Origin of the sequence: Lentzea sp. NPDC051213 (assembly GCF_044455585.1) — a bacterium.
Taxonomy (GTDB): Bacteria; Actinomycetota; Actinomycetes; order Mycobacteriales; family Pseudonocardiaceae; genus Lentzea.
Map to the genome: position 1 here is coordinate 116,602 of NZ_JBITEX010000002.1, position 22,276 is coordinate 138,877.

At 67.9% G+C, this 22,276-nt stretch carries 27 protein-coding genes; 13 read left to right on the plus strand and 14 right to left on the minus strand.

What is annotated here, in order from left to right; translation table 11 throughout:
* The first annotated feature begins 181 nt into the window (after window positions 1-181).
* Window positions 182-1,009 carry a dienelactone hydrolase family protein gene (locus ACIA8G_RS07340; protein ID WP_396417433.1) on the plus strand — a complete coding sequence of 276 codons (828 nt, stop codon included), beginning with the start codon at window positions 182-184 and terminating at the stop codon, window positions 1,007-1,009.
* Here ACIA8G_RS07340 and ACIA8G_RS07345 read toward each other — a convergent pair.
* On the minus strand, window positions 1,000-1,572 hold the full coding sequence (locus tag ACIA8G_RS07345) for a hypothetical protein (protein ID WP_396417434.1): 573 nt from the start codon (window positions 1,570-1,572) through the stop codon (window positions 1,000-1,002). The genes ACIA8G_RS07340 and ACIA8G_RS07345 overlap by 10 nt on opposite strands.
* A complete protein-coding gene (locus ACIA8G_RS07350; protein ID WP_396417436.1) occupies window positions 1,569-2,006 on the minus strand; it encodes a VOC family protein in 438 nt (145 codons plus the stop codon). Before ACIA8G_RS07350 ends, ACIA8G_RS07345 begins: the two co-directional genes overlap by 4 nt.
* A 54-nt stretch (window positions 2,007-2,060) precedes the next feature.
* Here ACIA8G_RS07350 and ACIA8G_RS07355 point away from each other — a divergent pair, with 54 nt between their 5' ends.
* On the plus strand, window positions 2,061-2,690 hold the full coding sequence (locus ACIA8G_RS07355) for a TetR/AcrR family transcriptional regulator (protein ID WP_396417438.1): 630 nt from the start codon (window positions 2,061-2,063) through the stop codon (window positions 2,688-2,690).
* Here the strand turns inward: ACIA8G_RS07355 and ACIA8G_RS07360 are convergent.
* Window positions 2,656-3,819, minus strand: a complete 1,164-nt coding sequence (locus tag ACIA8G_RS07360) for an erythromycin esterase family protein (protein ID WP_396417440.1) — start codon at window positions 3,817-3,819, stop codon at window positions 2,656-2,658. The genes ACIA8G_RS07355 and ACIA8G_RS07360 overlap by 35 nt on opposite strands.
* 71 nt (window positions 3,820-3,890) lie before the next feature.
* On the opposite strand from ACIA8G_RS07360, the gene ACIA8G_RS07365 reads away from it, so the two are divergent.
* The gene (locus ACIA8G_RS07365) at window positions 3,891-4,412 is read left to right on the plus strand and encodes a helix-turn-helix domain-containing protein (RefSeq protein ID WP_396417442.1); all 522 of its coding nucleotides are present in this window, start codon (window positions 3,891-3,893) and stop codon (window positions 4,410-4,412) included.
* Here ACIA8G_RS07365 and ACIA8G_RS07370 read toward each other — a convergent pair.
* The 4 genes from ACIA8G_RS07370 to ACIA8G_RS07385 all read right to left on the minus strand — a co-directional run bounded on the left by ACIA8G_RS07370 (window position 4,403) and on the right by ACIA8G_RS07385 (window position 9,425).
* Window positions 4,403-6,922 (minus strand): ABC transporter permease, encoded by a 2,520-nt coding sequence (locus ACIA8G_RS07370; RefSeq protein ID WP_396417444.1) that lies wholly within the window; start codon window positions 6,920-6,922, stop codon window positions 4,403-4,405. The genes ACIA8G_RS07365 and ACIA8G_RS07370 overlap by 10 nt on opposite strands.
* Complete coding sequence (locus ACIA8G_RS07375) at window positions 6,915-7,676, minus strand: ABC transporter ATP-binding protein (protein ID WP_396417446.1); 762 nt, start codon at window positions 7,674-7,676, stop codon at window positions 6,915-6,917. The genes ACIA8G_RS07370 and ACIA8G_RS07375 overlap by 8 nt, the downstream gene beginning before the upstream one ends.
* Before the next feature lie 243 nt (window positions 7,677-7,919).
* Entirely contained in the window at window positions 7,920-8,402 is a 483-nt protein-coding gene (locus ACIA8G_RS07380) for a hypothetical protein (RefSeq protein WP_396417448.1), read from the minus strand.
* A 45-nt stretch (window positions 8,403-8,447) separates the two neighbouring features.
* The gene (locus ACIA8G_RS07385; RefSeq protein WP_396417449.1) at window positions 8,448-9,425 is read right to left on the minus strand and encodes an LLM class flavin-dependent oxidoreductase; all 978 of its coding nucleotides are present in this window, start codon (window positions 9,423-9,425) and stop codon (window positions 8,448-8,450) included.
* A 36-nt stretch (window positions 9,426-9,461) separates the two neighbouring features.
* On the opposite strand from ACIA8G_RS07385, the gene ACIA8G_RS07390 reads away from it, so the two are divergent.
* The 5 genes from ACIA8G_RS07390 to ACIA8G_RS07410 all read left to right on the plus strand — a co-directional run bounded on the left by ACIA8G_RS07390 (window position 9,462) and on the right by ACIA8G_RS07410 (window position 12,288).
* A complete protein-coding gene (locus ACIA8G_RS07390) occupies window positions 9,462-9,731 on the plus strand; it encodes a GNAT family N-acetyltransferase (protein WP_396417451.1) in 270 nt (89 codons plus the stop codon).
* A gap of 50 nt (window positions 9,732-9,781) precedes the next feature.
* Window positions 9,782-10,771: an MBL fold metallo-hydrolase gene (locus ACIA8G_RS07395; protein ID WP_396417453.1), complete on the plus strand. Its 990-nt coding sequence runs from the start codon at window positions 9,782-9,784 to the stop codon at window positions 10,769-10,771.
* On the plus strand, window positions 10,768-11,493 hold the full coding sequence (locus ACIA8G_RS07400) for a lysophospholipid acyltransferase family protein (protein WP_396417455.1): 726 nt from the start codon (window positions 10,768-10,770) through the stop codon (window positions 11,491-11,493). The genes ACIA8G_RS07395 and ACIA8G_RS07400 overlap by 4 nt, the downstream gene beginning before the upstream one ends.
* A complete protein-coding gene (locus ACIA8G_RS07405) occupies window positions 11,490-11,639 on the plus strand; it encodes a hypothetical protein (RefSeq protein WP_396417457.1) in 150 nt (49 codons plus the stop codon). Before ACIA8G_RS07400 ends, ACIA8G_RS07405 begins: the two co-directional genes overlap by 4 nt.
* 208 nt (window positions 11,640-11,847) lie before the next feature.
* The gene (locus tag ACIA8G_RS07410) at window positions 11,848-12,288 is read left to right on the plus strand and encodes a ClpX C4-type zinc finger protein (protein ID WP_396417459.1); all 441 of its coding nucleotides are present in this window, start codon (window positions 11,848-11,850) and stop codon (window positions 12,286-12,288) included.
* On the opposite strand, the gene ACIA8G_RS07415 is transcribed toward ACIA8G_RS07410, so the two are convergent.
* From ACIA8G_RS07415 to ACIA8G_RS07425, 3 genes are read right to left on the minus strand one after another with little or no spacing between them, the layout of a single operon-like run.
* On the minus strand, window positions 12,263-12,703 hold the full coding sequence (locus tag ACIA8G_RS07415; RefSeq protein WP_396417461.1) for a response regulator: 441 nt from the start codon (window positions 12,701-12,703) through the stop codon (window positions 12,263-12,265). The two genes, ACIA8G_RS07410 and ACIA8G_RS07415, sit on opposite strands and share 26 nt — an antisense overlap.
* The gene (locus tag ACIA8G_RS07420) at window positions 12,696-14,216 is read right to left on the minus strand and encodes an ATP-binding protein (protein WP_396417463.1); all 1,521 of its coding nucleotides are present in this window, start codon (window positions 14,214-14,216) and stop codon (window positions 12,696-12,698) included. The genes ACIA8G_RS07415 and ACIA8G_RS07420 overlap by 8 nt, the downstream gene beginning before the upstream one ends.
* Window positions 14,213-15,358, minus strand: coding sequence for a PP2C family protein-serine/threonine phosphatase (locus ACIA8G_RS07425; RefSeq protein ID WP_396417465.1), 1,146 nt, complete (start codon window positions 15,356-15,358; stop codon window positions 14,213-14,215). Before ACIA8G_RS07425 ends, ACIA8G_RS07420 begins: the two co-directional genes overlap by 4 nt.
* A gap of 66 nt (window positions 15,359-15,424) precedes the next feature.
* On the opposite strand from ACIA8G_RS07425, the gene ACIA8G_RS07430 reads away from it, so the two are divergent.
* The gene (locus ACIA8G_RS07430) at window positions 15,425-15,910 is read left to right on the plus strand and encodes a GNAT family N-acetyltransferase (RefSeq protein ID WP_396418666.1); all 486 of its coding nucleotides are present in this window, start codon (window positions 15,425-15,427) and stop codon (window positions 15,908-15,910) included.
* Here ACIA8G_RS07430 and ACIA8G_RS07435 read toward each other — a convergent pair.
* The 4 genes from ACIA8G_RS07435 to ACIA8G_RS07450 all read right to left on the minus strand — a co-directional run bounded on the left by ACIA8G_RS07435 (window position 15,845) and on the right by ACIA8G_RS07450 (window position 18,315).
* Window positions 15,845-16,315 carry a YkvA family protein gene (locus ACIA8G_RS07435; RefSeq protein WP_396417467.1) on the minus strand — a complete coding sequence of 157 codons (471 nt, stop codon included), beginning with the start codon at window positions 16,313-16,315 and terminating at the stop codon, window positions 15,845-15,847. The genes ACIA8G_RS07430 and ACIA8G_RS07435 overlap by 66 nt on opposite strands.
* 152 nt (window positions 16,316-16,467) lie before the next feature.
* Window positions 16,468-16,878, minus strand: coding sequence for a hypothetical protein (locus ACIA8G_RS07440; protein WP_396417469.1), 411 nt, complete (start codon window positions 16,876-16,878; stop codon window positions 16,468-16,470).
* A 127-nt stretch (window positions 16,879-17,005) separates the two neighbouring features.
* The gene (locus ACIA8G_RS07445) at window positions 17,006-17,749 is read right to left on the minus strand and encodes an anti-sigma factor family protein (protein WP_396417471.1); all 744 of its coding nucleotides are present in this window, start codon (window positions 17,747-17,749) and stop codon (window positions 17,006-17,008) included.
* Window positions 17,746-18,315 carry a sigma-70 family RNA polymerase sigma factor gene (locus tag ACIA8G_RS07450; RefSeq protein WP_396417473.1) on the minus strand — a complete coding sequence of 190 codons (570 nt, stop codon included), beginning with the start codon at window positions 18,313-18,315 and terminating at the stop codon, window positions 17,746-17,748. The genes ACIA8G_RS07445 and ACIA8G_RS07450 overlap by 4 nt, the downstream gene beginning before the upstream one ends.
* A gap of 114 nt (window positions 18,316-18,429) precedes the next feature.
* Between ACIA8G_RS07450 and ACIA8G_RS07455 the strand changes: the two genes are divergently transcribed.
* From ACIA8G_RS07455 to ACIA8G_RS07470, 4 genes are all read left to right on the plus strand, one after another.
* Window positions 18,430-19,029 carry a hypothetical protein gene (locus tag ACIA8G_RS07455; RefSeq protein ID WP_396417475.1) on the plus strand — a complete coding sequence of 200 codons (600 nt, stop codon included), beginning with the start codon at window positions 18,430-18,432 and terminating at the stop codon, window positions 19,027-19,029.
* A gap of 67 nt (window positions 19,030-19,096) precedes the next feature.
* Window positions 19,097-19,810, plus strand: a complete 714-nt coding sequence (locus tag ACIA8G_RS07460; protein ID WP_396417477.1) for a DUF4142 domain-containing protein — start codon at window positions 19,097-19,099, stop codon at window positions 19,808-19,810.
* A 160-nt stretch (window positions 19,811-19,970) separates the two neighbouring features.
* Window positions 19,971-20,798 (plus strand): 4Fe-4S domain-containing protein, encoded by an 828-nt coding sequence (locus tag ACIA8G_RS07465; RefSeq protein WP_396417479.1) that lies wholly within the window; start codon window positions 19,971-19,973, stop codon window positions 20,796-20,798.
* On the plus strand, window positions 20,795-22,171 hold the full coding sequence (locus ACIA8G_RS07470) for an NAD(P)/FAD-dependent oxidoreductase (RefSeq protein WP_396417480.1): 1,377 nt from the start codon (window positions 20,795-20,797) through the stop codon (window positions 22,169-22,171). Before ACIA8G_RS07465 ends, ACIA8G_RS07470 begins: the two co-directional genes overlap by 4 nt.
* Window positions 22,172-22,276: the final 105 nt, after the last annotated feature.

Consider the following 22,276-nt stretch of genomic DNA (forward strand, 5'->3'; position numbering starts at 1 on the left):
CGCTGCGGTGACGCCGCAGGCCGACAATTGCCTGATTTGCTGCGCTGGGTAACCGGCTACGCCTGGCGTAGTCCGTTAAGAGCACCATCCTTGTGGCCGAGTCACAGCAGGTTTACCGAGCGGTAACATCGTGGCGCTGTCGCAATTGGTACTCCCTGCAACCAATTGAGGTGTCATCGTCGTGCGCATCAAAGCTGTGCTTGCGGCGCTCATCCTGGCGCTGATCCCGGCCACTGCCACCGCGGCGGCCAACCCCTACGAACGCGGCCCGGCACCCACGGCCGCATCTGTCGAGGCCTCCCGGGGCTCGTTCGCCGTCACCTCGGCCGCCATTCCCCGGCAGTCGAACTTCGGTGGTGGCACCATTTACACCCCCACCAGCGACCTCACGTTCGGTGCGGTCGCGATCTCGCCCGGCTTCACCGCCACCCAGTCGTCCGTCGCGCACTTCGGGCCGCGCCTGGCGTCGTTCGGCTTCGTGGTGGTCACCATCAACACCCTGTCCGGCTGGGACGACCCGGACAGCCGGGGCCGCCAGCTCCTCGCGGCACTCGACTACGCGGTCCGCACGAACCCCCGCGTGGACGCGTCCCGGCTTTCCGTGATGGGCCACTCGATGGGCGGCGGCGGAGCGTTGCGCGCCTCCGTCAGCAGGCCGGCTCTGCAGGCCTCGATCCCGCTGGCCGGCTGGCACAGCACCAAGAGCTGGCCTGGTGTCCAGGTACCGACTCTCGTGCTCGGCGGCCAGAGCGACCCCACCGCCCCCAACTCCCAGCACTCGCTGCCGTTCTACACCTCGATGACGGCGGCGCCCGACAAGGCTTTCCTGGAACTGCGCGGCGGCGACCACTCCGATCCGCGCAGCGACAACGTGACCGTGCGCAAGTACACGCTGTCGTGGCTCAAGCGGTTCGTGGACAACGACGTCCGCTACGACCAGTTCCTGTGTCCGGCCCCGGCGCCGAACACGCTCATCAGTGCCTACCGGGACACCTGTCCTCACGCGTGACGCGCTGCGCCTGACTGCTCTGGGGTGCTGTGCCAGCGTGCGACGGCCTGGCACAGCACCCAGAGCAGCACCGCGGGAATCGCGTAGGCACCGATCTGGAGCACGACTGCGGCGAGGACGACGACGGCTGCCCCGATGCCGACGTACGCGGTCCAGCGGAACGTGCGCAGGGTGGCGACGGAGATCGCTCCGATGACGAGTGCGAGCGCCGCCATCACCGGGACGTTGAGCAGCATGTGGTCCAGTGCTGTCGAGTAGTTCAGCACGTCCGCCGAAGGCAGCGGCAGTTCCTCGTGACCGGTGAGGTGCGCGATGGCTCCGCGCAGCGCGGCCGAGACGAGCAGGCCCGCCACCACGGCCGTGCCCAACGTGCGTGCGGCCGTGAACCAGGCCGAGTCCCCGTGCGTCAACCGCGTGAGCACGACTGCGAAGACGGCGGCCGCACCCACCGCGAAGAACGCGGAGACCGTGCCGTCGTTGGCCACCGTCCCGAAGAGGCAGAGAGCGAACAGTCCACATGCGATGGACGTGGTCCGGCCGTTCGTGGCCGTCATCGTGGTCATGACTCTCTGACGATCGGCTCGGCGAGGTCCGCGGGGAGCTCCAGCGGCACGGTGTAGAAGCGGACGTCGTAGCCGTCCGGGTCGTGGATCCCCGACAGCACCCACCCGACCGGCGTGCGGATGACGCCGTCGTGCGCGACGCCCACGTCGGCGAGGTGGGTGGCGAGCGCGTCGATGGCGTCCTTGCCCGGCACGCCGATCGAGAAGAAGTCGAACCCGGAGGCCACGGCCGCGCGGTCCGGGTCGACCCGCAGGGCCAGCGACGGGCCACCGTTGGGGTGCCCCATGGCGACGCCCATCAGCACGCCGCTCTCGACGAACTTCATCTTCGCCTCGTAGCCGAGGTGTTCGTGGTACCAGGCGTACGACTTGTCGATGTCGGAAACCGGCAGCTTCATGTGGTGAATGCCCTCGAGAAGAGGTGTCTTGCTCATCTCGTTACCTCCTGATTGCAGTAAGACTGCACTTATGCAGTTAGACTGCAACATGTGACAGACGACGTCAACCGGGATTTGCGGGCCGCGCGCCGAGCGGACACCGAGGTCCGGATCATCGAGGCGGCCACCGAGCTGTTCGCCGAACGCGGCTACGTGGCCACGACGCTCACCGATGTGGCGAAACATGCCGGCGTGGGGGCCCGCACGGTGTACGTGCGGTTCGCGACCAAGGCTGTGCTGCTGCAGCGCTGCCTGGATGTGGCGATCGCGGGGGACTACCACCGGGTCGCGGTGCCCGACCGGGACTGGTTCCAGCAGGCGATGAACGCACCGACGGCGGAGGAGCGGATCGCGCGGATGGCCAAGATCGGCGCGCAGCTGATGGACCGCACCGGCTCGTTGCTCCAGGTGGCGCAGCAGGCCGAGGCGATCGAACCCGAGATCGCCGAGCGCGCGCAGGCGGCCCGCACGCAGACACATCAGGCCATCGGCGGCTTCTTCCGGAAGCTGGCCGCCGATGGCCTGATCTCAGAACGCAATGTGGACTGGGTCGCGGAGACGGGGGCGGTGCTCGGTCAGGCCGAGACCTACCTGCTGCTCACCAAGACCACGGGGTGGAGCATCGAGGCCTACGAGTCGTGGCTCGTCACGACGTGGACGCGACTTGTAGCAACTTCCTGACCTCCTCCGGGGAGGCGTCCAGCGCGCCGGCGTCGAAGGTCGCCTCGCCGACGTGGGGCAGGTGCACGATCACGTCGTACGCGACGGTCGCGTCGAGCTCCGCGTAGGACGGGCCGAACCGTTGTCGTGGCACGGCTTTGACCCGTGAGGCGTCCTCTGTGGACAGCCGGCGCAGGTCGAGTGCGAACGGCTCGTCGCAGAGCTCGCCCATGAACGCGTCCAGGCTGCCTGCCTCCGGTGCGGGCAGGTCGGCGAAGAACTGGCCGGTGAAGAACTCCGGGCCCTGGTGGAGGGTGCGGCCGCTGCCGTTGGTCGCGCCGATCACGACGTAGTCGTCGCCGAGCCGGTCGGCCAGGTGCAGCCCCAGCGGGGTCATGGCCTCCATCCCCGGCAGCACGCCGGGCCAGCGCTGGAGGTGGCCGTTGTGCGCGGCCAGCAGGATCCGGTCCTCGCGTTCCAGGATCCACGACACGGTGTCCGCCATCGCCGCGTCCCGCACCGACATGGCCTCGCGCTGCTCGCCCCTGGCCATCGCCCTGATGACCAGGTCGAGCGCGGCCACCAGGTGGGCCGACCGCACCACGGCGGGGTCTGTGCCCCGTTCGGCGGTCAGATGTGCGCGCAGCTCGGCGATTCCCGCGGTCAGGGCGTCTCGGGTGGACTGCTCCAGTGCCGCGTACCTGCCGAACGCGGCCGGCGCCGAGTACGCCGACTCCGCCCCGAACGCGGTCGCTGTCTCGAGCAGGAACTCCGGGACCCCCGGCAGGGCGGCGAGACCGGGGACCAGTGAGGCGTTCGCGCCGCCCAGGTCGATGCCGTAGAACCGCGAGTCCGTGGTCCGCTGCCACTCCAGGTGCGCGCGCATCTCGGTCCAGATGCCGGTGAGCGACGTCAGGCCGTTCGCCAGCGCGTCCGAGAGGTCGCCGTCACACACCGTTCGTGCCTCGGTGAAGCCGGTCTCCATTGCGTACGCGGTGAAGCCGTGATGTTCCACGAGGTGCTGCAACACCTTGTGCCGCAAGAGATAGGTCTCGCGGTTGTAGTGCGAGCTCTCGCCCAGCGCGATCACCCGCGCGTCGCCGATCGCCTCGTCCAGCCAGCTCAGGTCGTCCAACGGTGTCGTGCGCACGAGCGTCCCCCTCCGACTGTTTCCAATATTGGGAACGTTACCGGATATGGGATAGTTCCGGGGTGGACACGGTGGAACTTCTGCTGCACCCGGTGCGGCTGCGGATCGTGTACGCGCTGTCGGGCGACAGCGTGCGCACGACCGCGGAGATCAGCGAACGGCTCAGCGACGTGCCGAAGACCTCCGTGTACCGGCACGTCGGACTCCTGCTCGAGGGCGGTCTGCTGGAGGTCGTCGCGGAGAAACGGGTGCGCGGCGCCGTCGAGCGGCATTACCGGCTGCGGCAGGACCGGACCACGATCGCGCCGGAGGACGGCAAGGCGATGTCCCTGGACGACCACAGGGCCGGGTTCGCCTCCGCGATGGCCGCGTTGCTCGGCGAGTTCAACGGCTACCTGGACCGGCCGGGCGCGATGCCGTTCGACGACTCGGTCTGCTACCGGCAGGGCGTCATCTGGCTGGACGACGACGAGACCGGTGAGGTGCTGGAGGAGCTGCGGGCGGTGCTCGCCAAAAGGGCCGCCAACCGTCCAGTGGACGGCCGGCGGCCCCGGTTGATGAGCGTGATCCAGTTCCCCGCGGATCACTCGTAGGCGATCGCGTCCAGCACGTTGAGCCTGGCGGCGCGGATCGCGGGCAGGATCGCCGCGATCACGCCGACGAACGCGGCCACCACCAGGTACTGGACCATGGTGGCCCAGGGCAGCCCGATCTCCGAGATGCCCTGGTCCTTCAGGGCCTGCACGGTCGCGATGCCGAGCGCGAGACCGACCGCGAGGCCGAGCACCGCGCCGAACACCGAGATCACCACCGACTCGACGGTGATCATCCGCATGACCTGCGACCGCCGCATGCCGATGGCCCGCAGCAGACCCAGTTCGCGGGTCCGCTCGATCACCGACAGCGCCAGCGTGTTGATGACGCCGAGCACGGCGATCAGGATCGCCAGCGCCAGCAGGATCTGGATCATCAGCAGGACCGTGTCGAACTGCGAGGTCGTCTGCTTCACGAACGCGCTGCGGTCCTGCACGGTGATCTCAGGGTTGTCCGCCAGCAGTGGCTCGACGCGCTTCTGCACGTCCGCGGCCGACACGCCCGGCTTGACCTGAACGAACGCCTGGGCGATCTGGTCGGACCGGAAGTTCTTGCCCGCCGACTCCGGCAGCACGACCGCGCCCTGCAGCACCTGCGACTTGACCCAGATGAAGCCGACCGTGAACGTCTGCGGCTCGCCCTTGGCCAGCTGCAGCGTGACCTTGCTGCCGACCGACCAGCCCTTCTCGGCCGCCATGTCCTCCGGCAGCGCGATCTGGTCGTCCTTCAGCGGTGCGACGTTCCCGGCCTTCGGCTTGAGCGCGAACATCGTCGTCATCGCGGGCATGTCGGTGACGGCGACCGCGAACATCTGGTTCTCGCCCTCCAGCACGCCGTCCTGCGACCAGCCGAGCGCCGACTTGACGCCGTCGGTCTTCTCGACCTGCGTCAGCACGTCCCGCTTGAACGTCGCCGGCGCGCCCTCCATCTGGCCCTCGCCGGAGATGATCAGGTCGGTCTGGAGCTGACCGGAGGCCAGCTTCTCGATCGACTTGGTCGCCGACGTCAGCACCACGCTCACGCCGGTGATCAGCGAGATGCCGACCATCAGCGCGGCCGCGGTGATCGCGGTCCGGCGCGGGTTGCGCGCGGAGTTGCGCCGGCCCAGAAGCCCTGGCATGGACCAGGAAAGCAGGCGTCCGATCAGGGACACCATCGGCTTGGACAGGATCGGGGTCAGCAGCGCGACACCGACGAACGCCACCAGGATGCCGCCGAAGATCAGCGGCAGCGACGCCTGGTTGAACCCGAAGCCCAGCCCCGTGCCACCCAGCGCGGCCACCGCGGCACCGATGATGGTGATCTTCGTCAGCGGCCGGTCCGGCGTCGCCGCCTCCCGCATCGCCGCGACCGGCGCGATCCGCGACGCCCGCAGCGCCGGCATGACCGCCGCGATCATCGTGACGATGAGGCCGACCGCGAACGACGAGATCACCGCCGACATCGGCACGCCGATGCCCGCGAGGTGCAGGTTGCCGCCGCCGACCGTGCTGAAGATGTTGGCCAGCAACGCACCGACGCCGACCCCTGCCCCGAGACCGACGATCGACGCGATCAGGCCGATCACGAACGCCTCCAGCACCACGGACCCGATGACCTGGCCGCGTGAGGCACCCATCGACCGCAGCAGCGCCAGTTCACGCGTGCGCTGGGCGACGATGATGGAGAACGTGTTGAGGATGATGAAGATGCCGACGAACAACGCGATGCCGGCGAACCCGAGCAGCACGTAGTTGAAGAACTTCAGGCCTTCGTTGATCTGGTCGGCCTGCTCCTTCGCCAGCACCGCACCGGTCTTGACGTCGTAGGCGGAGCCCATCTTCGCCGCGACGGCGTCCCGCAGCGCGTCGTCCGTCGTGCCGTTCGCCGCCGTCACGGTGATACCCGAGAACGCGTCCTTCTTGCCCAGCATCAACTGCTGCGCGACGGGCTCGGTGAACGCCACCGCCAGCTCGCCGCCCAGCGAGTCGCGACCGCCCGCGTACTCGAAGATGCCGGTGATCTTGAAGGTCTTCTTGGGCTCCAGCGTGAGCAGCGAGATGTCGTCGCCCACCTTGAAGCCACCCGTGGACGCCAGATACGCGCCGAGGATCACCTCGTTGCCGGCCGCCGGGGCTTTGCCGTCGCGGATCTTCTCGAGGCCGGTACCCGTCCAGTTGAAGCCGAGCCGCGGCGCGCCCGACGTCGTCATGACCTTGCCGTTCTTGCCGATCGGCCGCGCGGAACCCTGCACGTCGCCGACGGCCGACGCCACGCCGGGCACCGACTTCACGTCGGCGATCGCCTGGGGCGTCAGCGGTTCCGGGGCCTTGCCCTTCTCCTGCTTCGGCGCCACCGACACGTCCACGTTGGCGAAGGCCGACGAGAACAGGTCGGTGAACGACCGCTGCAGCGTGTCGGTCAGCACGAACGAACCGGACACGAACATCACGCCCAGCACGACCGCGAGCGCGGACAGCACAAGCCGGAGCTTGCGGGAGAGCAAGCTCTTGATAGTCGCTTTAAACATGCGGCACCGCGACATCGATATCGTCGAGGTGCTTCATCGTGTCCAGAACCTCTTCAGACGACGGCGACAGCAGCTCGCGGACGATGTGGCCGTCCTTGAGGAAGATGACGCGGTCGGCGTACGAAGCGGCGTTCGGGTCGTGCGTGACCATCACGATCGTCTGCCCGAACTCGCGGGCGGACCGCTGCAGGAATCCCAGCACCTCGGCACCGGACTGCGAGTCCAGGTTGCCGGTCGGCTCGTCCGCGAACACGACATCCGGCCGTGACACGAGAGCCCGCGCGCACGCCACGCGCTGCTGCTGACCACCCGACAGCTGCGTCGGCCGGTGCGTGAGGCGGTCGCGCAGACCGACCGTGTCCACCACGACGTCGAACCACGCGCGGTCGACCTTCTTGCCGCCGATGGCGATCGGCAGCGTGATGTTCTCCTCCGCGGTCAGCGTCGGCAGCAGGTTGAACTGCTGGAAGATGAAGCCGACCTTGTCGCGCCGCAGTTCCGTGAGACCGCGGTCCTTCAGCCCGGTGACCTTCGTGTCACCGATCCACACCTCGCCGCTCGTGACGTCGTCAAGCCCCGCGATGCAGTGCATCAGCGTCGACTTGCCGGACCCCGACGGGCCCATGATCGCCGTGAACCGCGACCTCTCCAGTTCGACGCTCACCCCGGCGAGCGCGGTCACGGCGGCGTCGCCGGACCCGTAGGACTTCCACACGTCGACGGCTCTCGCCGCGACTCCATCGGACGCGCTCACTGTTTGTCCCCTCCTGTGGCTTTGTGCGCACCATCTTCGGCGACACGGGCACACCGAAGGGTCAGGTCTTTCACTGAGATAGACCCTGAGATTAACCCCGGTACCCCCGCCCGAGTCGCCACGCTGAGAGAACTCTCAGTTGCGCTGAGACATCTCTCAGTTGCGTTGCGTACGCGTGTTGCCGCGGCCGCGGGGGAAACGATATTTCACTGCCACACGGCAATGTCTTCAGCCTTCGGAGGACTACGCCGTCAACTTCCGTCGCATCGGGACTTCATCCGTCCTCAATGGATTCCACGGCGCCTGGGTTCCCGCCGCGACAACGCGTAGTCCCGCGCGCACAGCGTGTGTGGTGAGCCAGGTCTTCAGGCCATCGCGGTAGGCGCTGGCGGGCCGGGCCCAGCCGGACATCCGCTCGGCGAACGGCGCGTTGAACGCGATCAGGCCGGGGGAGTCGAAGACGAGCACCGGGTCCTCTTCGGTGGCGAGCTCCCGGAAACCGCCGAAGAGAACCCGGCTCGCGCCCAGCTCGCGGGCTTTGTCCGCCACTGCGAAGAACGCCGACCCATGCCCAAAAGCACGCACTACCAGCTGGTGCGCGCCGAAGTCGGTGTCCAGGAAGTGATCGGAATGTGTGCCGTCATCGGCGAGCACGATCACGTTCGTGCCGCCGGGGAGAACCCCGACCTGCTCCGGATGCGTGATGCCGATGACGGTGATGCCCACGCGTTCATCTTCGCTGCTGCGTGTTAACCCGCCGCAGCGTTGGTGTTAAACAAGTTTCGGGAGCACCTCGGCGCCGAAGAGACGAATCGTCTCGATGACCGATTCGTGTGGCATGCCGCCGATGTCCACCATCACCAGGTGCGTGTCGATGGTCAGGTGCTCCGCCAGCTCGTTCAGCCGCGCGGCCACCTCGTCCGGCGTCCCGCACACCGCGGCACCGTCCATGATCGCGTCCACGTCGATGTGGCCGTCCCCGCGCCACGGGTCGGCGAACCGCGCGTATTCGGTGAGATGCGGCCGCCACCGTTCGCGGGCGTCGTCGTGCGCGACGAACACGTGGCTCGGCACGCCGACCCGGCCGCTGGGGAAGCGCTCGCGGTACCGCTGCACCACCTCGCGGTAGATCGACGGGTCCCGCAGCGTCGACGGCAGCATCAGCGGCATCTCCAGCTCCGCCCCGAGATCGGCCGAGACCGCCGACCCCGAGCCGATCCACACCGTCGGCCGCGGCGTCTGCACCGGGCGCGGGGTGGTGGTCACCGCGCTCAGCTGCCCGCGGAACCGGCCGTCCCAGCTCACCGACGGCTCTTCGAGCAGCTTGAGCAGCAGCCTCAGATGTTCCTCGAACTTCGCGCGCAGGTCACCCGGCTGCACGCCGAACGCGGCGTCGGTCTGCTGGTCGACGCCCCGCGCGACGATCAGTTCGGCGCGGCCGTTGGAGAGCACGTCCAGCGTGGCGAGCCCCTCGGCCACCAGCACCGGATCGCGGTGGGCGAGCAGGGTCACCCCGGTGGAGAGCTTCAACGTGGACGTCCGCGCCGCCACCGCCGCGAGCAGCAGTTCGGGGGCGGACACGATGTAGCGGGTGAAGTGGTGCTCGCCGATCGCGACGCCCGCGAACCCCGCCTCCTCGGCCACCGTCGCCTGCTCGACCATGGCCCGCAGCCGGTCGCTCTGGGGCACCTCTTCGCCCGTGCACGGGTTGGGGAGGTGGTCACCCAGGATGAGCAGGTAGACGTCCATGCGCGTCATTTTCCACTCAGCGGGCAAGATAGCGTCATGGTCATCGACAACAGCGCCGAAAGCAGGTATGAGGTCCACGTCGAGGGTGCGCTCGCGGGGTTCCTCGAGTACCGGATCATCGGCGACGTGATCGCGCTCGTGCACACCGAGGTCGACGAGGCCTACGCCGGCCAGGGGCTCGGTGCCCAGCTCGCCAAGTTCGCGCTCGAGGACGCGCAGGCCCGTGACGTCAAGGTTTCGCCTCTTTGCCCGTTCGTGGCGAAGTACATCGACAAGCACCCGGAATACCGTGTTACCGTCCGGTAAGTAGTTGTTGAGGCTAACAACATTGAGCGCTGACAACGAGGTGAGCGGGCGTGTGGAGTGAACCGGGCGCGTTCGAGGTGGCACCAGGGGTGCACCGCATTCCGCTGCCGCTGCCCAACGACGGCCTGAAAGCCGTCAACGTCTACGCGATCGAGGACGGCGACGGCCTCGTGATGATCGACTCGGGCTGGGCGCTGGACGAGGCGCGCACCCAGCTCGAGGACGCGCTCGGCACCCTGGGCAAGGGTTTCGAGGACATCCGGCGCTTCCTCGTCACGCACGTGCACCGCGACCACTTCACCATGGCCGTGTCGCTGCGCCGCCTGTTCGGGAGCAAGATCGGACTCGGCCTGGGCGAGCAGCCCTCGCTGCTGCACATCCTGCACGGGCAGGAGGACCAGCACGTCGACGACCTGCGCAAATGGGGTGCCCACGAGCTGGCGGAGACGTGGATCAAGATCATGCACCACGTCAACCGCGACGACGCGCTGCGCGACTACGAGGAACCGGACGAGTGGCTCACCGCCGCGACCGTGCAGCTGGAGCACCGTTCGATCGAGGTCATCCCGACCCCCGGCCACACCCGCGGGCACGTGGTGTTCGCGGACCGCACGGCCAGCGTGCTGTTCTCAGGAGACCACGTGCTCCCGCACATCACCCCGTCGATCGGCTTCGAGCCGCTGCGCCCAGAACTGCCGCTGGGCGACTACCTGACGTCCCTCAGGCTGACCCGCGAGCTGCCGGACCTGCGGCTGCTGCCAGCCCATGGGCCGGTGACCGACAGCGTGCACAGCCGCGTCGACGAGCTGCTGCACCACCACGAGCAGCGCCTGGAGGAGACCTTCAAGGCGGTCGCCGGCAGTGCGTTCGAGACCGCCCGCAAGATCGGCTGGACCCGGCGGCAGCGCCGGTTCGACGATCTCGACATGTTCAACCAGGTGCTGGCGATCGGTGAGACGGCCGCACATCTCGATGTTCTGGTCGAACGTGGCGAATTGACCCGAACGATGAACGCCGGCGTGCTCGAATACCAAGCGTGACACCGCTGGAGTTGGCCACCTGGACCTGGAAGATGCCCCGCAGGGGCCGGGGATTCTGGTTCTCGCTGGCGATCGACGTGTTGTGGCCGATCGTCGTGCTGTTCGTGCGACTGCGCGTGCGTGGCCGTCACCACGTGCCGGGCAACGGCGGGGTGATCCTCGCGTTCAACCACCTGTCGAACGCGGACACGGTCTGCGCCGTGGTGTTCGCGCTGATGTCCGGCCGGGTGCCGCGGGTGCTGGCGAAGGCGTCGCTGTGGCGCACACCCGTCATCGGCTGGGTCATGCGCTCCGGCGGCCACATCCCGGTGGAACGCGGGACGGTGAAGGCCGCCGAGGCGCTGAGGCCCGCCGTGGAGGCGCTCAGGTCGGGGGAGTGCGTGATGGTGTTCCCCGAGGGCACCTTCACCGACGACCCGGAGCACTGGCCGATGAAGGGCAAGTCCGGGGTCGCGCGGATGGCGCTGGAGAGCCGCGTGCCCGTCGTGCCGGTCGCCGAGTGGGGAACGCAGGACCTGTTGCCGCGCGGCACGATCCTGCCGCGGCTGTTGCCGCGCAAGAAAGTCGACGTGGTCGCGGGTGCGCCGGTCGACCTGTCCGATCTGTACGACCGCGAGCTCACCGCCGAGGTGCTCGACGAGGCCACCGCGCGGGTCATGGTCGCCATCACGACGATGCTGTCGGGCATACGTTCCGCTCAGGCGGGTAGCCAGAGTGCATGACTGCGCGAGAGGAACCCGTGTTACCGAAGCAGGTCCGTCCCGGTGGGACCGGAATCTGGGCCCCGGTGGTCCCACCACCCCGTGATGACGAGGTGTGGGTCGTCCAGGCCGACGAAGACCCGATGATCGTGCGCGGCGTGGACTGAGTGTCTAGACGCACTAGGGCCTGCTTCTCGGATCCGTGTTCGCGATAGCCGGGCCTGAGGCGGCCCCTGGCGGCACGGGCGACAGGCCCACATACAACACCGGTATGCGGGCCTGTCGCCCGCACCGCCAGGAACCACCTCAGGCTCGACTCTCATCGAACGAGATCCAAGAAACAGGCCCTAGGCGCGTCTAGCTACCCTAGACGGCATGACGCTCGACGAGGAACTGCTGGCGGCAGCGCGCAACGCGGGCACGACGGCGGCTGCCGCCCAGGACCAGGCCGACATCGCGAAGGCCGTCTACCACCACAGCGTGCTGCGCCTGCACCGCGCCGGTGGGTCGATGCGCGAGATCGCGGAAGCGCTGAAGATCAGCCATCAGCGAGTGCACCAGATCGTCGAGCAGTCGAAGCGCACCGAGAAGTGCTGGTTCTGCGGGCGCCTCGCCGACGAGGTCGACAAGATGATGGCGGGGCCCGCCGCGCTGATCTGCGACATCTGCGTCGCCGAGGCTCAGGTCGCCGAGGTCGGCGACTGCTCGTTCTGCAGCGAGACGAAGCCTGTCCATCAGGGGGCGCAGGCGCAGATCTGCCGGTCCTGCCTGGACTTCAGCGCCGCGGTGATCAGCGCGGCAGCTTCACCACGGTGACGAAGAAGTCGTCGATCTGGCGGACGACCTCGATGAACCGGTCGAAGTCCACCGGCTTGGTGACGTAGGCGTTGGCGTGCAGGCTGTAGCTGCGCAGGATGTCCTCCTCGGCCTCCGAGGTCGTCAGCACGACCACGGGAATCGACCGCAGCTCGGCGTCGGCCTTCACCTCGCTCAGCACCTCGCGGCCGTCCTTGCGGGGCAGGTTCAGGTCCAGCAGGATCAGCCCCGGCCGCGGCGCGTTCTCGTACTGACCCTCGCGCCGCAGGAACTCCAGCGCCTCCACCCCGTCCTTCACCACGTGCAGGGTGTTGCGGATCTTGTGGTGGTCGAAGGCTTCCTGGGTCATCAGGGCGTCGCCCGGATCGTCCTCGACGAGCAGGACGTCGATCACGTTCAGCGCAGACTCAGACATGTACTTCCTCAACGTCGGCAACGAGTTCGGGTACCACGGGAAGGGTGAACTCGAAACTCGTCCCTGAGTCCACATCGGTCCTGAGCCAGATCGTGCCGCCGTGGAACTCGACGATCTTGCGGCACATCGCCAGTCCAATACCAGTGCCCGGATAGGCGTCCTTCGGGTGCAGGCGCTGGAAGATGACGAAGATCCGGTCAGCGTACTCCGGCTCGATCCCGATGCCGTTGTCGCGCACGGAGAACTTCCACAGCTCCCCGTCGGGTTCGACGCCGACGGCGATCACCGGTGCGTCCGCGCCCTTGAACTTCAACGCGTTGCTGATCAGGTTCTGGAACACCGCGCTGAGCAGAGACGTCTCACCCCGGACGGCGGGGAGATCCGCGACCTCGATGCGGGCGCCGGTCTCCTCGATGCGTTCGGAGTAGCTCTCCACGACCTGACGCACGATCTCGTTGAGGTCGACCACCGTCATCTCGCGCGTGATGCGGCCGACGCGGGAGAACGCCAGCAGGTCGTTGATCAGGCCCTGCATCCGCTTCGCGCCGTCCACGGCGAACTCGATGTACTGGTCGGCACGTTCGTCCAGCTTGCCGCCGTAGCGGCGTTGCAGCAGCTGGCAGAACGACGCCACCTTGCGCAGCGGCTCCTGAAGGTCGTGCGAGGCGACATAGGCGAACTGCTCCAGCTCCGAGTTGGAGCGCTGCAGCTCGGCCTTCGCCTCGGCGAGGGTCTCGAGCTCCTGCACGATCCGGCGGCGCATCGCGTCGACGTCCTCGCCGAGCATGACCGTCTCGCGTGGACCGTGCGCGTCGATGTCGCGGTCGAACTCGCCGGACGCGACCTCCCTGACCTGCTCGGCGAGGCTCGACAGCGGCTCGATCAGCAGGCGGTGCAACAACAGGGACAGGCCGGCGATCACCGCCACCAGCAGCACGCCCATGCCGATGACCAGCCACAGCACCAGGGTCGCCGCTGAGTTGAGTTCATTGCGCGCCACGCGGCCGAGCTCGGCGATGTCGGCCTGCAACGCGTCCGTCTCGGAACGGATCCTGTCGAACAGCACCTTGCCGCGATCGGTGTTGCCCGCGGGTTCGAGACCCGGCCCGAGCACGCGGATGCGGGCGACCGCGGTGTCCGCGTAGTCGTCGCGCCACTGCTGAGCGAGCATCGCGATGCGGCTCACCCGGCCGTTGACGTCGCCGACGGCAGCGCGCACGTCGTCCTCGGCCTGCTTCTCCGCGGTCTGCCCGTCGACGTAGGGCGTGAGGAAGCCCTGTTCGCCTGCCAGGGCGTACCCGCGCAGGCCGGTTTCCTGGTCGAGCAACGCGCGGGTGAGGTCTTTCGCGCGGCTTTCCGCCGGGGCGACCTGGTCGATCGACCGGGCCCGCGCGTCGGCGAGCGAGTTGAGCGCCACCACCGTCGACGCGATCGCGACCGCCGTCATGGCCAGCAGGATCGTGACGATGATGACCAGCAACCGGCCGGCGGGCAAGCGGTCGGGCAGGTTCACGTTCCGTCCCTCAGCAGCAGAATGGCCACGTCGTCGTCGAGTGCCCCACCGTTGAGCTCCGTCACCTCCGCGATGAGGGAGTCCATCCAGTCGGGGCCATCGGTCAGGTGTCTGCGCAGGATGTCGCACAGGCGCTCGACGCCGAGCCGATCGGTGTCATCGGGTACCCGGCCCTCGATCAATCCATCCGTGTAACAGGCGAGCGACCAGCCGGGCGGCAGCGGCACGTCCACGCCGGTCCAGGCGTAGTCGGGCAGCACGCCGAGCGGTACCCCGATCTTCGACTGGGGCAGGTCCACGATCTGCCTGCCCACCACGAGCAGCGGTTCAGGGTGGCCCGCGAGGAAGTAGCGCGCCGTGCGCCGGTCCGGGCTCACGGTCACCATGCAGGCGGTGGTGAAGATGCCCTCGCCGTGCCGTTCCGCGACGAGCACCTGGTCCAGGGTCCGCAGCACCTTCTCCGGCGGTTCGCCCGCGAGCACCAGGGCACGCCACGCGATCCGCAGGCAGACACCCAGCGCGGCCTCGTCCGGGCCGTGGCCGCAGACATCGCCGATGATCGCGTGCACGGTGCCGTCCGGCATGCCGACCGCGTCGTAGAAGTCGCCGCCGAGCAGCATCCGCTGCCCGCCCGGCTGGTAGCGGACGTCGATGTCCACGTCCGAGCTCTTGAGCAGCGGGGGAGGGAGCAGGCCGCGTTCGAGGCGGGCCCGTTCCGAGGCCAGCAGTTTCGCCTCGCGCAGCTGGAACTGGGCGTCGTCGGCACGGCGCCGTTCCACGGCATAACGGACACCGCGCAGCAGCAGCTCGCCGTCGACCTGGCCCTTGATGAGGTAGTCCTCGGCGCCCGCGGCGACGGCCTCGATGCCCTCGCGTTCGTCGTCGAGCCCGGTCAGCACGAGGATCGCGGGTGCGTTCGGCCTGGTGAGCAGCCGGTGCAGGCTGTCGAGGCCCTGCGAGTCGGGCAGGCCGAGATCGAGCAGCACACATTGGGCGTCGGCGAGCTTCTGCTCGGCCTCCGCGAGCGTCCGGGCGCGTGACACAACGAACGGCGCCCTCGCCTCTTCGAGCAGTGCATCGACGAGCAGGGCGTCGCCATCGTCGTCCTCGACCAGGAGGACCCGCACGGTCTTCGTTCGCATCAGGTCGGAACTTTAACGTTAATCGGCTGCGTGGTCGGCGCCCGACCTACCAGGATGGCGGGCGTGTTGATCCGTCTCGCCCAACCAGCCGAACTGCCGTACCTCCAGGAGATCGAAGTTGCCTCCGGGGAACCGTTCCGCGAGGTCGGCATGCCCGAGATCGCCGACGACGACCCGATGTCGCTGGAAGCACTGGCGCAGCACGAGGTCTGGGTCGCGGTGGGGTCGCCGGGCGTGCCCGTGGCGTTCATCGCGATCGACGACGTGGACGGCGCGACGCACGTCCACCAGGTCAGCGTGCACCCGTCGCACGCGCGCCAGGGAATCGGCGCGGCGTTGATCGAGCACGTGACGAAGGAAGGCCGCGCGGTGACGCTGACGACGTTCCGCGACGTGCCGTGGAACGAGCCGTACTACGAGCGCCTCGGCTTCCGTGCCGTCGCCCAGGCGTCGCCCGGCCTGGCCGGGATCATGCGCGAGGAGGCCTCACGGGGACTCGATCCCGGGACTCGGGTCGCCATGGTCCTTCTCCCAGCGCAGGAACGACCCTGAGGCGACCGACAGGCTGCTGAGCAGCCACACGAGCACACCCGCGTCGTCGGTCACGCCGATCACCGGCAACAGCTCCGGCACCAGGTCGATCGGCGACACCAGGTAGAGCAGCCCGACCGCCCACAGCACGACCTGGCTGCGCGGCAGCTCCGGGTACTTGCCGCTGCGCCAGACCTTCCACAACCTCGGCAACGCCTTCGCGCGCTGGATCGGGTTGCCGACCGGGCCGGGTCCCTTCAGTGCGCGCTTGCGGCGGTTGCGCAGGATCCCCAGCACCACGAAGACCAGGCCGAGCGGGATCATCACCCAGCCGACGACGGCGGGGCTGAGCCCGCCCAGCGGGGCGTTGCGCAGCAGCAGGATCAGCAGACCTGACAGCGAGGTGAACGCTCCGAGAACGATCATCAGTGCCGCGACCTCCAGTCTTTGCCTCGTGTTTCGCCGGTCAGACGGGTGCATCGCGGCGCCGGCCCCGTGTCCTCGTACCGGTTGTCCGTGGGCGCGGGGCCGGTGCCGTGAGGCACACCCTGCTGAGCGCCGAAAGACGTGGTGAAGACCTAGCTGGGCTCCTGGAAGAGCATCGACGGGATCGGCTTGGCCGGTTGCTTCGCCTGTTCCGGTTGTTTGAGGTCGAACACCGGTTCCGGCTCTGGCTCCTCGACCTTCACCTCTTTCACGGCGGGCTTGCGCGCGGCCTTCACCGGGGCCACATACGGCTGGTCCAAAGCCGCGCGGGCCTTGGAGATCCACACCTTCTGCATGGCCTCGTCCTTGCTGCCGGCCGCGGACGCGAGGAGTCCGGACAGGACGCCGCGAATGCGCGCGACGAGCGCGGGATGACGCCGAATCGCCTGCCACACAGCGTGATCATCCGCAAGCCGGGAGCTCACGAGCTTGCTGACCTGAGCGCGCAGCTCCTCTGTGGACAGATCGAGCCAACGCTCGACCACTGACGGGCCAATCGCCACGTGCACAGCCTCCCAAGAACCGACAACACCCACAGGATCTCACGGATCCAGGATCGGCAGTTCCGCACACCAGAAAACCCACCGTCGCGGCGGACGGTGGGTTCTCGGTGCCTGGTCCTGCGGGTCGTCAGGAAGCGACGACGTCGAGCAGGGTCTTGCCGTTCTCGTCGACGATCCGGAACGTGGCGATCTCGTGCCAGCGCATGGCGACGTTCGCCTGCAGCCGGATCGTCTTCTTGTCGCCGGCCACCGGTTCCGGTGCGTACCAGGAGGTGACCTGGGCGACGCGGCCCGCGCGCCCGACGGCGACGAGCGATCCTCTGCCCGGCCCGTTCATGCCGCTGACCTCGATGTCCATCGAGGTGCCCCACGGCTCGTCGGAAGCGGTGATCTTCGTGAAGACACCGCTGTTCGGGTCCTGCTGTTCGACCTTCATGGAGCTGTCGGTCTGGTTGTTCGCGACCCGCGTCTGCGACGTCGTCGTGCTGGGGTTCTGTGACCCGGCCTGGCCCGATCCACCGCCGTCGTTGCGCACGATCAGCGTCGTGGCAACAGCCGTCACCGCCACGATGCCGGCGGCGGCGGCCGCGACACCCTGGGCGACGAACCAGCGTCGGCGCCGCCTGCGCGCGGCAACCGCATCGAGCATGACCCGCACCGACTTGCCGTCCGGACGTTCCGGAGCTGTTCCGCGCAGCATGCCGCCCGCGTCGGCTTCGTCGATGAGGTCCGGCACCACCGCGAAGTCGCGCAGGTCAAGAGCGCACCGCCGACATTCGGTCAGGTGGTTCTCGAACGCCTCCACCTCATCGGCATCCAGGATGCCGAGTACGTAGGCGGCTACGTCGAGGTGATCTGGTGCCGTTGTCACCGCGTCTCTCCCCGATCGTGCAACGCACGCCGCAACGCACGGAGCGCGTAGTACACCCTCGACTTGACCGTTCCCGGTGGCACACCCAGTGCCGCCGCGGCCTCGCCGACAGTGCGATCCCGCAGGTATGTCTCGAGAATAGCCTCCCGATGCTCTTCAGAGAGACCGTTCATGGCCTCGGCGACGACGATCGCCGCGAGGGTGCGATCCTCCTCACCACGGGACGGCGACTCGTCCGAAGGGGTCAGTTCGAACTCCTGCGGACGGACGCTTCTCTTACGTCTGTCGTCAATGACCAACCGCCTTGCCACCGTGAACAACCACGACCGCAAGAGCACGGGGTCACGCTCGAGTTTCTCGGCGTTGCGCCATGCCCTGACCAGGGTTTCCTGCACGATGTCCTCGGCCCATTGACGATCATGGCCGGTCAACCTCATGCAGTGTCCGAGCAGTGCGCTCCCGAATTCCTCGTACAGCCGACGGATCAACTCTTCCTCGAGAGACCCCGGTCTTGGTGATTGTTCGTCTAACTCACGTTGACGTCTATGCCGCGCCACGGTGGACATCCTTGCCCTATGAAGCGTCTCAAGTCGAGAGGCAAATATTCCTCGCGAAGTTCGTGAACCGTTGCCGGATCGTGTCCGTACTCCTCGGTACCCCCGCCGAGAAAGGACCTGCCGATGCGACGTGGACCAGCCATCACCGCCCTGGCGGCACTGGCTCTCTCCCTCACCGCATGCGGCAGCACCCAGACTCCCGCCGGTGGGTCCGCAACAGGCGGTCTTCAGGCGAAACCCGCTGATCTGAGCGGGTCGATGCTCCTCCTGATCGCCAACACCGACCAGATGGGGTGGTTCGTCACCGATGGCGACGGACTCCCGCTCTACCGGTACGACAAGGACACCCCGAAGCCGTCCAAGTCGAACTGCGAGGGCGACTGCGCGAAGGCCTGGAAGCCGGTCCTCGCGGACAAGGCGCCCATGGCGACCGGGGTAGACCCGATCACCATCGGCTCCGTGACCAGGTCGGACGGCTCCAAGCAGCTGACCATCGCCGGATGGCCGCAGTACACCTTCAACGAGGACAAGGCCGCCGGCGACATGAAGGGGCAGGGAAAGGGCGGAACGTGGTTCGCCACGGCCCCCAACGGCGCCAAGATCACCGGCGGAAAAGCGCAGAACAACAGCAAGAGCAGCAGTACGCCGAGCCCGTCCCCCAGCCCGAACAACGGTCAGGCACCGCCGCCTGCGCCGCCATCGTCGGGCTCGCCCGGTTACTGAGCCTTTGATCACACGAATTCCATTTGAATCCTATCGACTTCCACTGAACAACGAGGACATCAAGACGATGACCAGAGCCCTCGCCACCGTCTTGGCGATGTTGTTCCTCTTCGCCGGTGGGTCCGTCATGGCGGCACAAGCCCAGCCCGCGGACACCGGAGGAGTACAGGACACGCCTACGGGTCCGATGACCGCGAACGACCGCGATCTGCTGGTGAAGGTGCGCCAGGCAGGCCTGTGGGAAATGCCGATGGGTGAGCTCACCGCCACCAAGGCGTCGAACCCCAGGGTCAAGCAGATCGGCAAGATGATCATGCTCGACCACATGATGCTGGACGCGCTGACGAAGAAGACAGCCGCTCAGCTCGGGGTGACCACTCCTGATGTGCCGAACCCCGCGCAGCAGTCGTGGATGGAAGAGATCAACGGTCTCGAAGGAGACGCGTTCGACCAGGCGTTCGTCGCCAGGCTGCGGGCCGCGCACGGTCAGGTCTTCATGTTCGTCGCGAAGGTGCGCTCGCAGACCCGCAACGACACCATCCGCGGGTTCGCGCAGGCCGGCATCGACGTGGTGATGAAGCACATGACGTTGCTGGAGAGCACAGGTATCGCCGGCGATCAGTCCTTCGCCGAACCCGTGCCAGCCGGCGGCATCATCAACGCGACTTTGGCCTCCAACGAGGGGCCGAACATGTGGGTGATCCTCACGGTCACCGCGGCGGGAGCGGTCCTCACGGTCCTCCTGCTCCGAGTACTCCGCCCGCGACGACCGGTGCGGTGAGTCTGCAAGACCCCGTTGTGTCAACGGGAATGGAGGTGGTGTCCCAAGGTCAGAGGCACTCCAACGCGGACCTGTTCCCACCCGCCCGGCCCTGATGTGTCCACTCCTGCACGACAGGACCGGGCGGGTTCCCGCGAGAGCTCTATCGGAGGAAGTGTTGTTGTCCAGCCAGATTCCGCTCCTGGTGGCTCAGGCGTCCGAGTTCGACTCGGGGGTCAAGAAGATGGCCCAGATCTCCGCCAGGCTGGCTTACGTCCTGATGTGCGCCACCTTGTCCTGGGGCGTGCTGATCGCGACCGGATGGGCCGAGAAGCTCACCGGCCGTGAGGGACTGAAGAACGGGCACATGGTGCTCGCCTCGCTGGCGATCGCGTTCGGCATGGTCCACGCGTTCGCCTTCACGTTGATCCAGACCGGCACGTTCAGCTTCATCAAGCTGATCCTGCCCTTCGTCGACGGCGGCCTGTTCCGGCACGCGCTCGGCATCCTCGGCCTCGAGGTCATGCTCGCGATCGCCGTGCTCGCCTCCATGCGGCACAAAGTCTTCTACCGCAAGTGGTTGAGGTTCCACCAAACGGCGTACATCGCGGTGACGATCACCGTGGTGCACTCCTGGTTCGGCGCCATCGCCAACGGCAACCTGTCCGTGCTGTGGCTCGCCGGCCTCACCGTCCTCGTCCCGACCGCGACCCTGGCCCTGGCCCGGTTCCTGCCGCCCGAAGTGCTGATGCGCATCGGCATGCTCGACTCCGAGCGCGGCAAAGAACCCGGCGTCGGCGAGGGCGACGCGATGGACGTGAGCGTCAACAACGAGAAATGCCACCGCTACGGCACCTGCCAGGCGGAGGCCCCGGACGTCTTCCAGCTGATCGAAGACAACCGCCTGACCTACAACCGCCGGCCGCCTGAGGAGCACTTCGCCCAGGCCAGAGCGGCAGCCCGCGCGTGCCCGATGCGCGCGATCGAGATCAGGGAGCGAGTGAAGTGAGCGAACGGATCGTGGTCGTCGGCGGCGGACTCGGAGGAGTCCGTTCCGCGGAACGGCTGCGGGAGATGGGTTTCGACGGGCAGATCACGATCCTGTCCGCCGAGCGGCACCTCCCGTACCACCGCCCGTGCCTGTCGAAGCAGATCATCACCGGCGAGTGGACGCCCGACGACTCGTTGCTGTCGTTCTCCGGCGACCTCGATGCCGAGTGGCGGCTGAACTCCCCGGCCCTGCACCTGGACCCGAAGAAGCAGTCGGTCTGGGTGCCCGGCGGCGAGGAGATCAAGTACGACGGCATGATCATCGCCACCGGCGTCGACGCCAGGGCGATGGGCGGGGCGCCGCGCCACGACCCGCGGGTGCACGTGCTGCGGACGCTGGACGACGCGGTCGCGATCCGCAGGAACATCCGTCAGTCGCAGGGCCTCGTCGCTGTCATCGGCGGCGGGTTCATCGGCTGCGAGCTCGCCTGCTCGGTGCGGCACATGGGCCGCGACGTGGCTCTGATCGTGCGCTCGCCGCAGCTGCTGGGCGGCGTCGTCGGTGACAACATCGGCAAGAAGATCACCGAGGCCCACGTGGAGCACGGTGTCCGCCTCGCCACCGGGGTCGGCATCAAGCACTGGGTGCGTCAGCCCGGCGGCATCGGCATTCACCTCTCGGACGGCCAGGTCTTCTTCGCTTCCTGCGTCGTGCTGGCCGTGGGCGCCTCGCCGGCCGTCGACTGGCTGCGCGGCTCCGGCCTGGACATCTCGGACGGCGTGCTGTGCGACTCCACGAACCACGTGGTCGGCGCCGAGAACCTCGTCGCCTGCGGTGACGTCGCCCGCTGGCCCAACATGCGCTTCAACGGCGTCGTGCGCAGGGTCGAGCACTGGCTCAACGCGGTCGAGGGCGGTCGCGCCGCGGCCGAGAACCTGCTGGTCGGCCGCAACCACGCCAAGACCTACACGCCGGTCCCGCGCTTCTGGACCGAGCAGTACGGCATGCGGGTCCAGGGTGCCGGTCTGCCGGTGCTGGGCACCGACACCACGGACGTCAACGGGCTGACCGGCTTCATCGCCGACGGCAAGCTCGTCGGCATCGTGGGCCTGGAGTCCCCAGGCAAGATCATCACCGAGACCCCGGAACTCTTCCGGCAGAACCAGGTGGACACGAACACCCCGGTGTGGGCCGAGCCGGAGCCCGCTGTGGCAGCCGCGCCGGAGGTTCTTCCCACCACTCAGATTCCGGTTCCCGAACCGGTCGCCGCCCGCGCATCATCCGTTCCCCCGTCCGTCTCGTCGTCGATGTCCCCGCCATTGCAGCGGCGGCGGCATTCACGTTCGAGGCCGGAGATGGTGCGAGTGGGCGGAGGACGCGCGAGGCCCTAACAGGGTGAGGAGGATCAGTGTGCCGGTACAGGGCAAGCGGTGACGAGCGAACTCCGACGTCGCTGTCGTGGCCAGGTGGCGGACCGATGACGTCACGCGGCGATG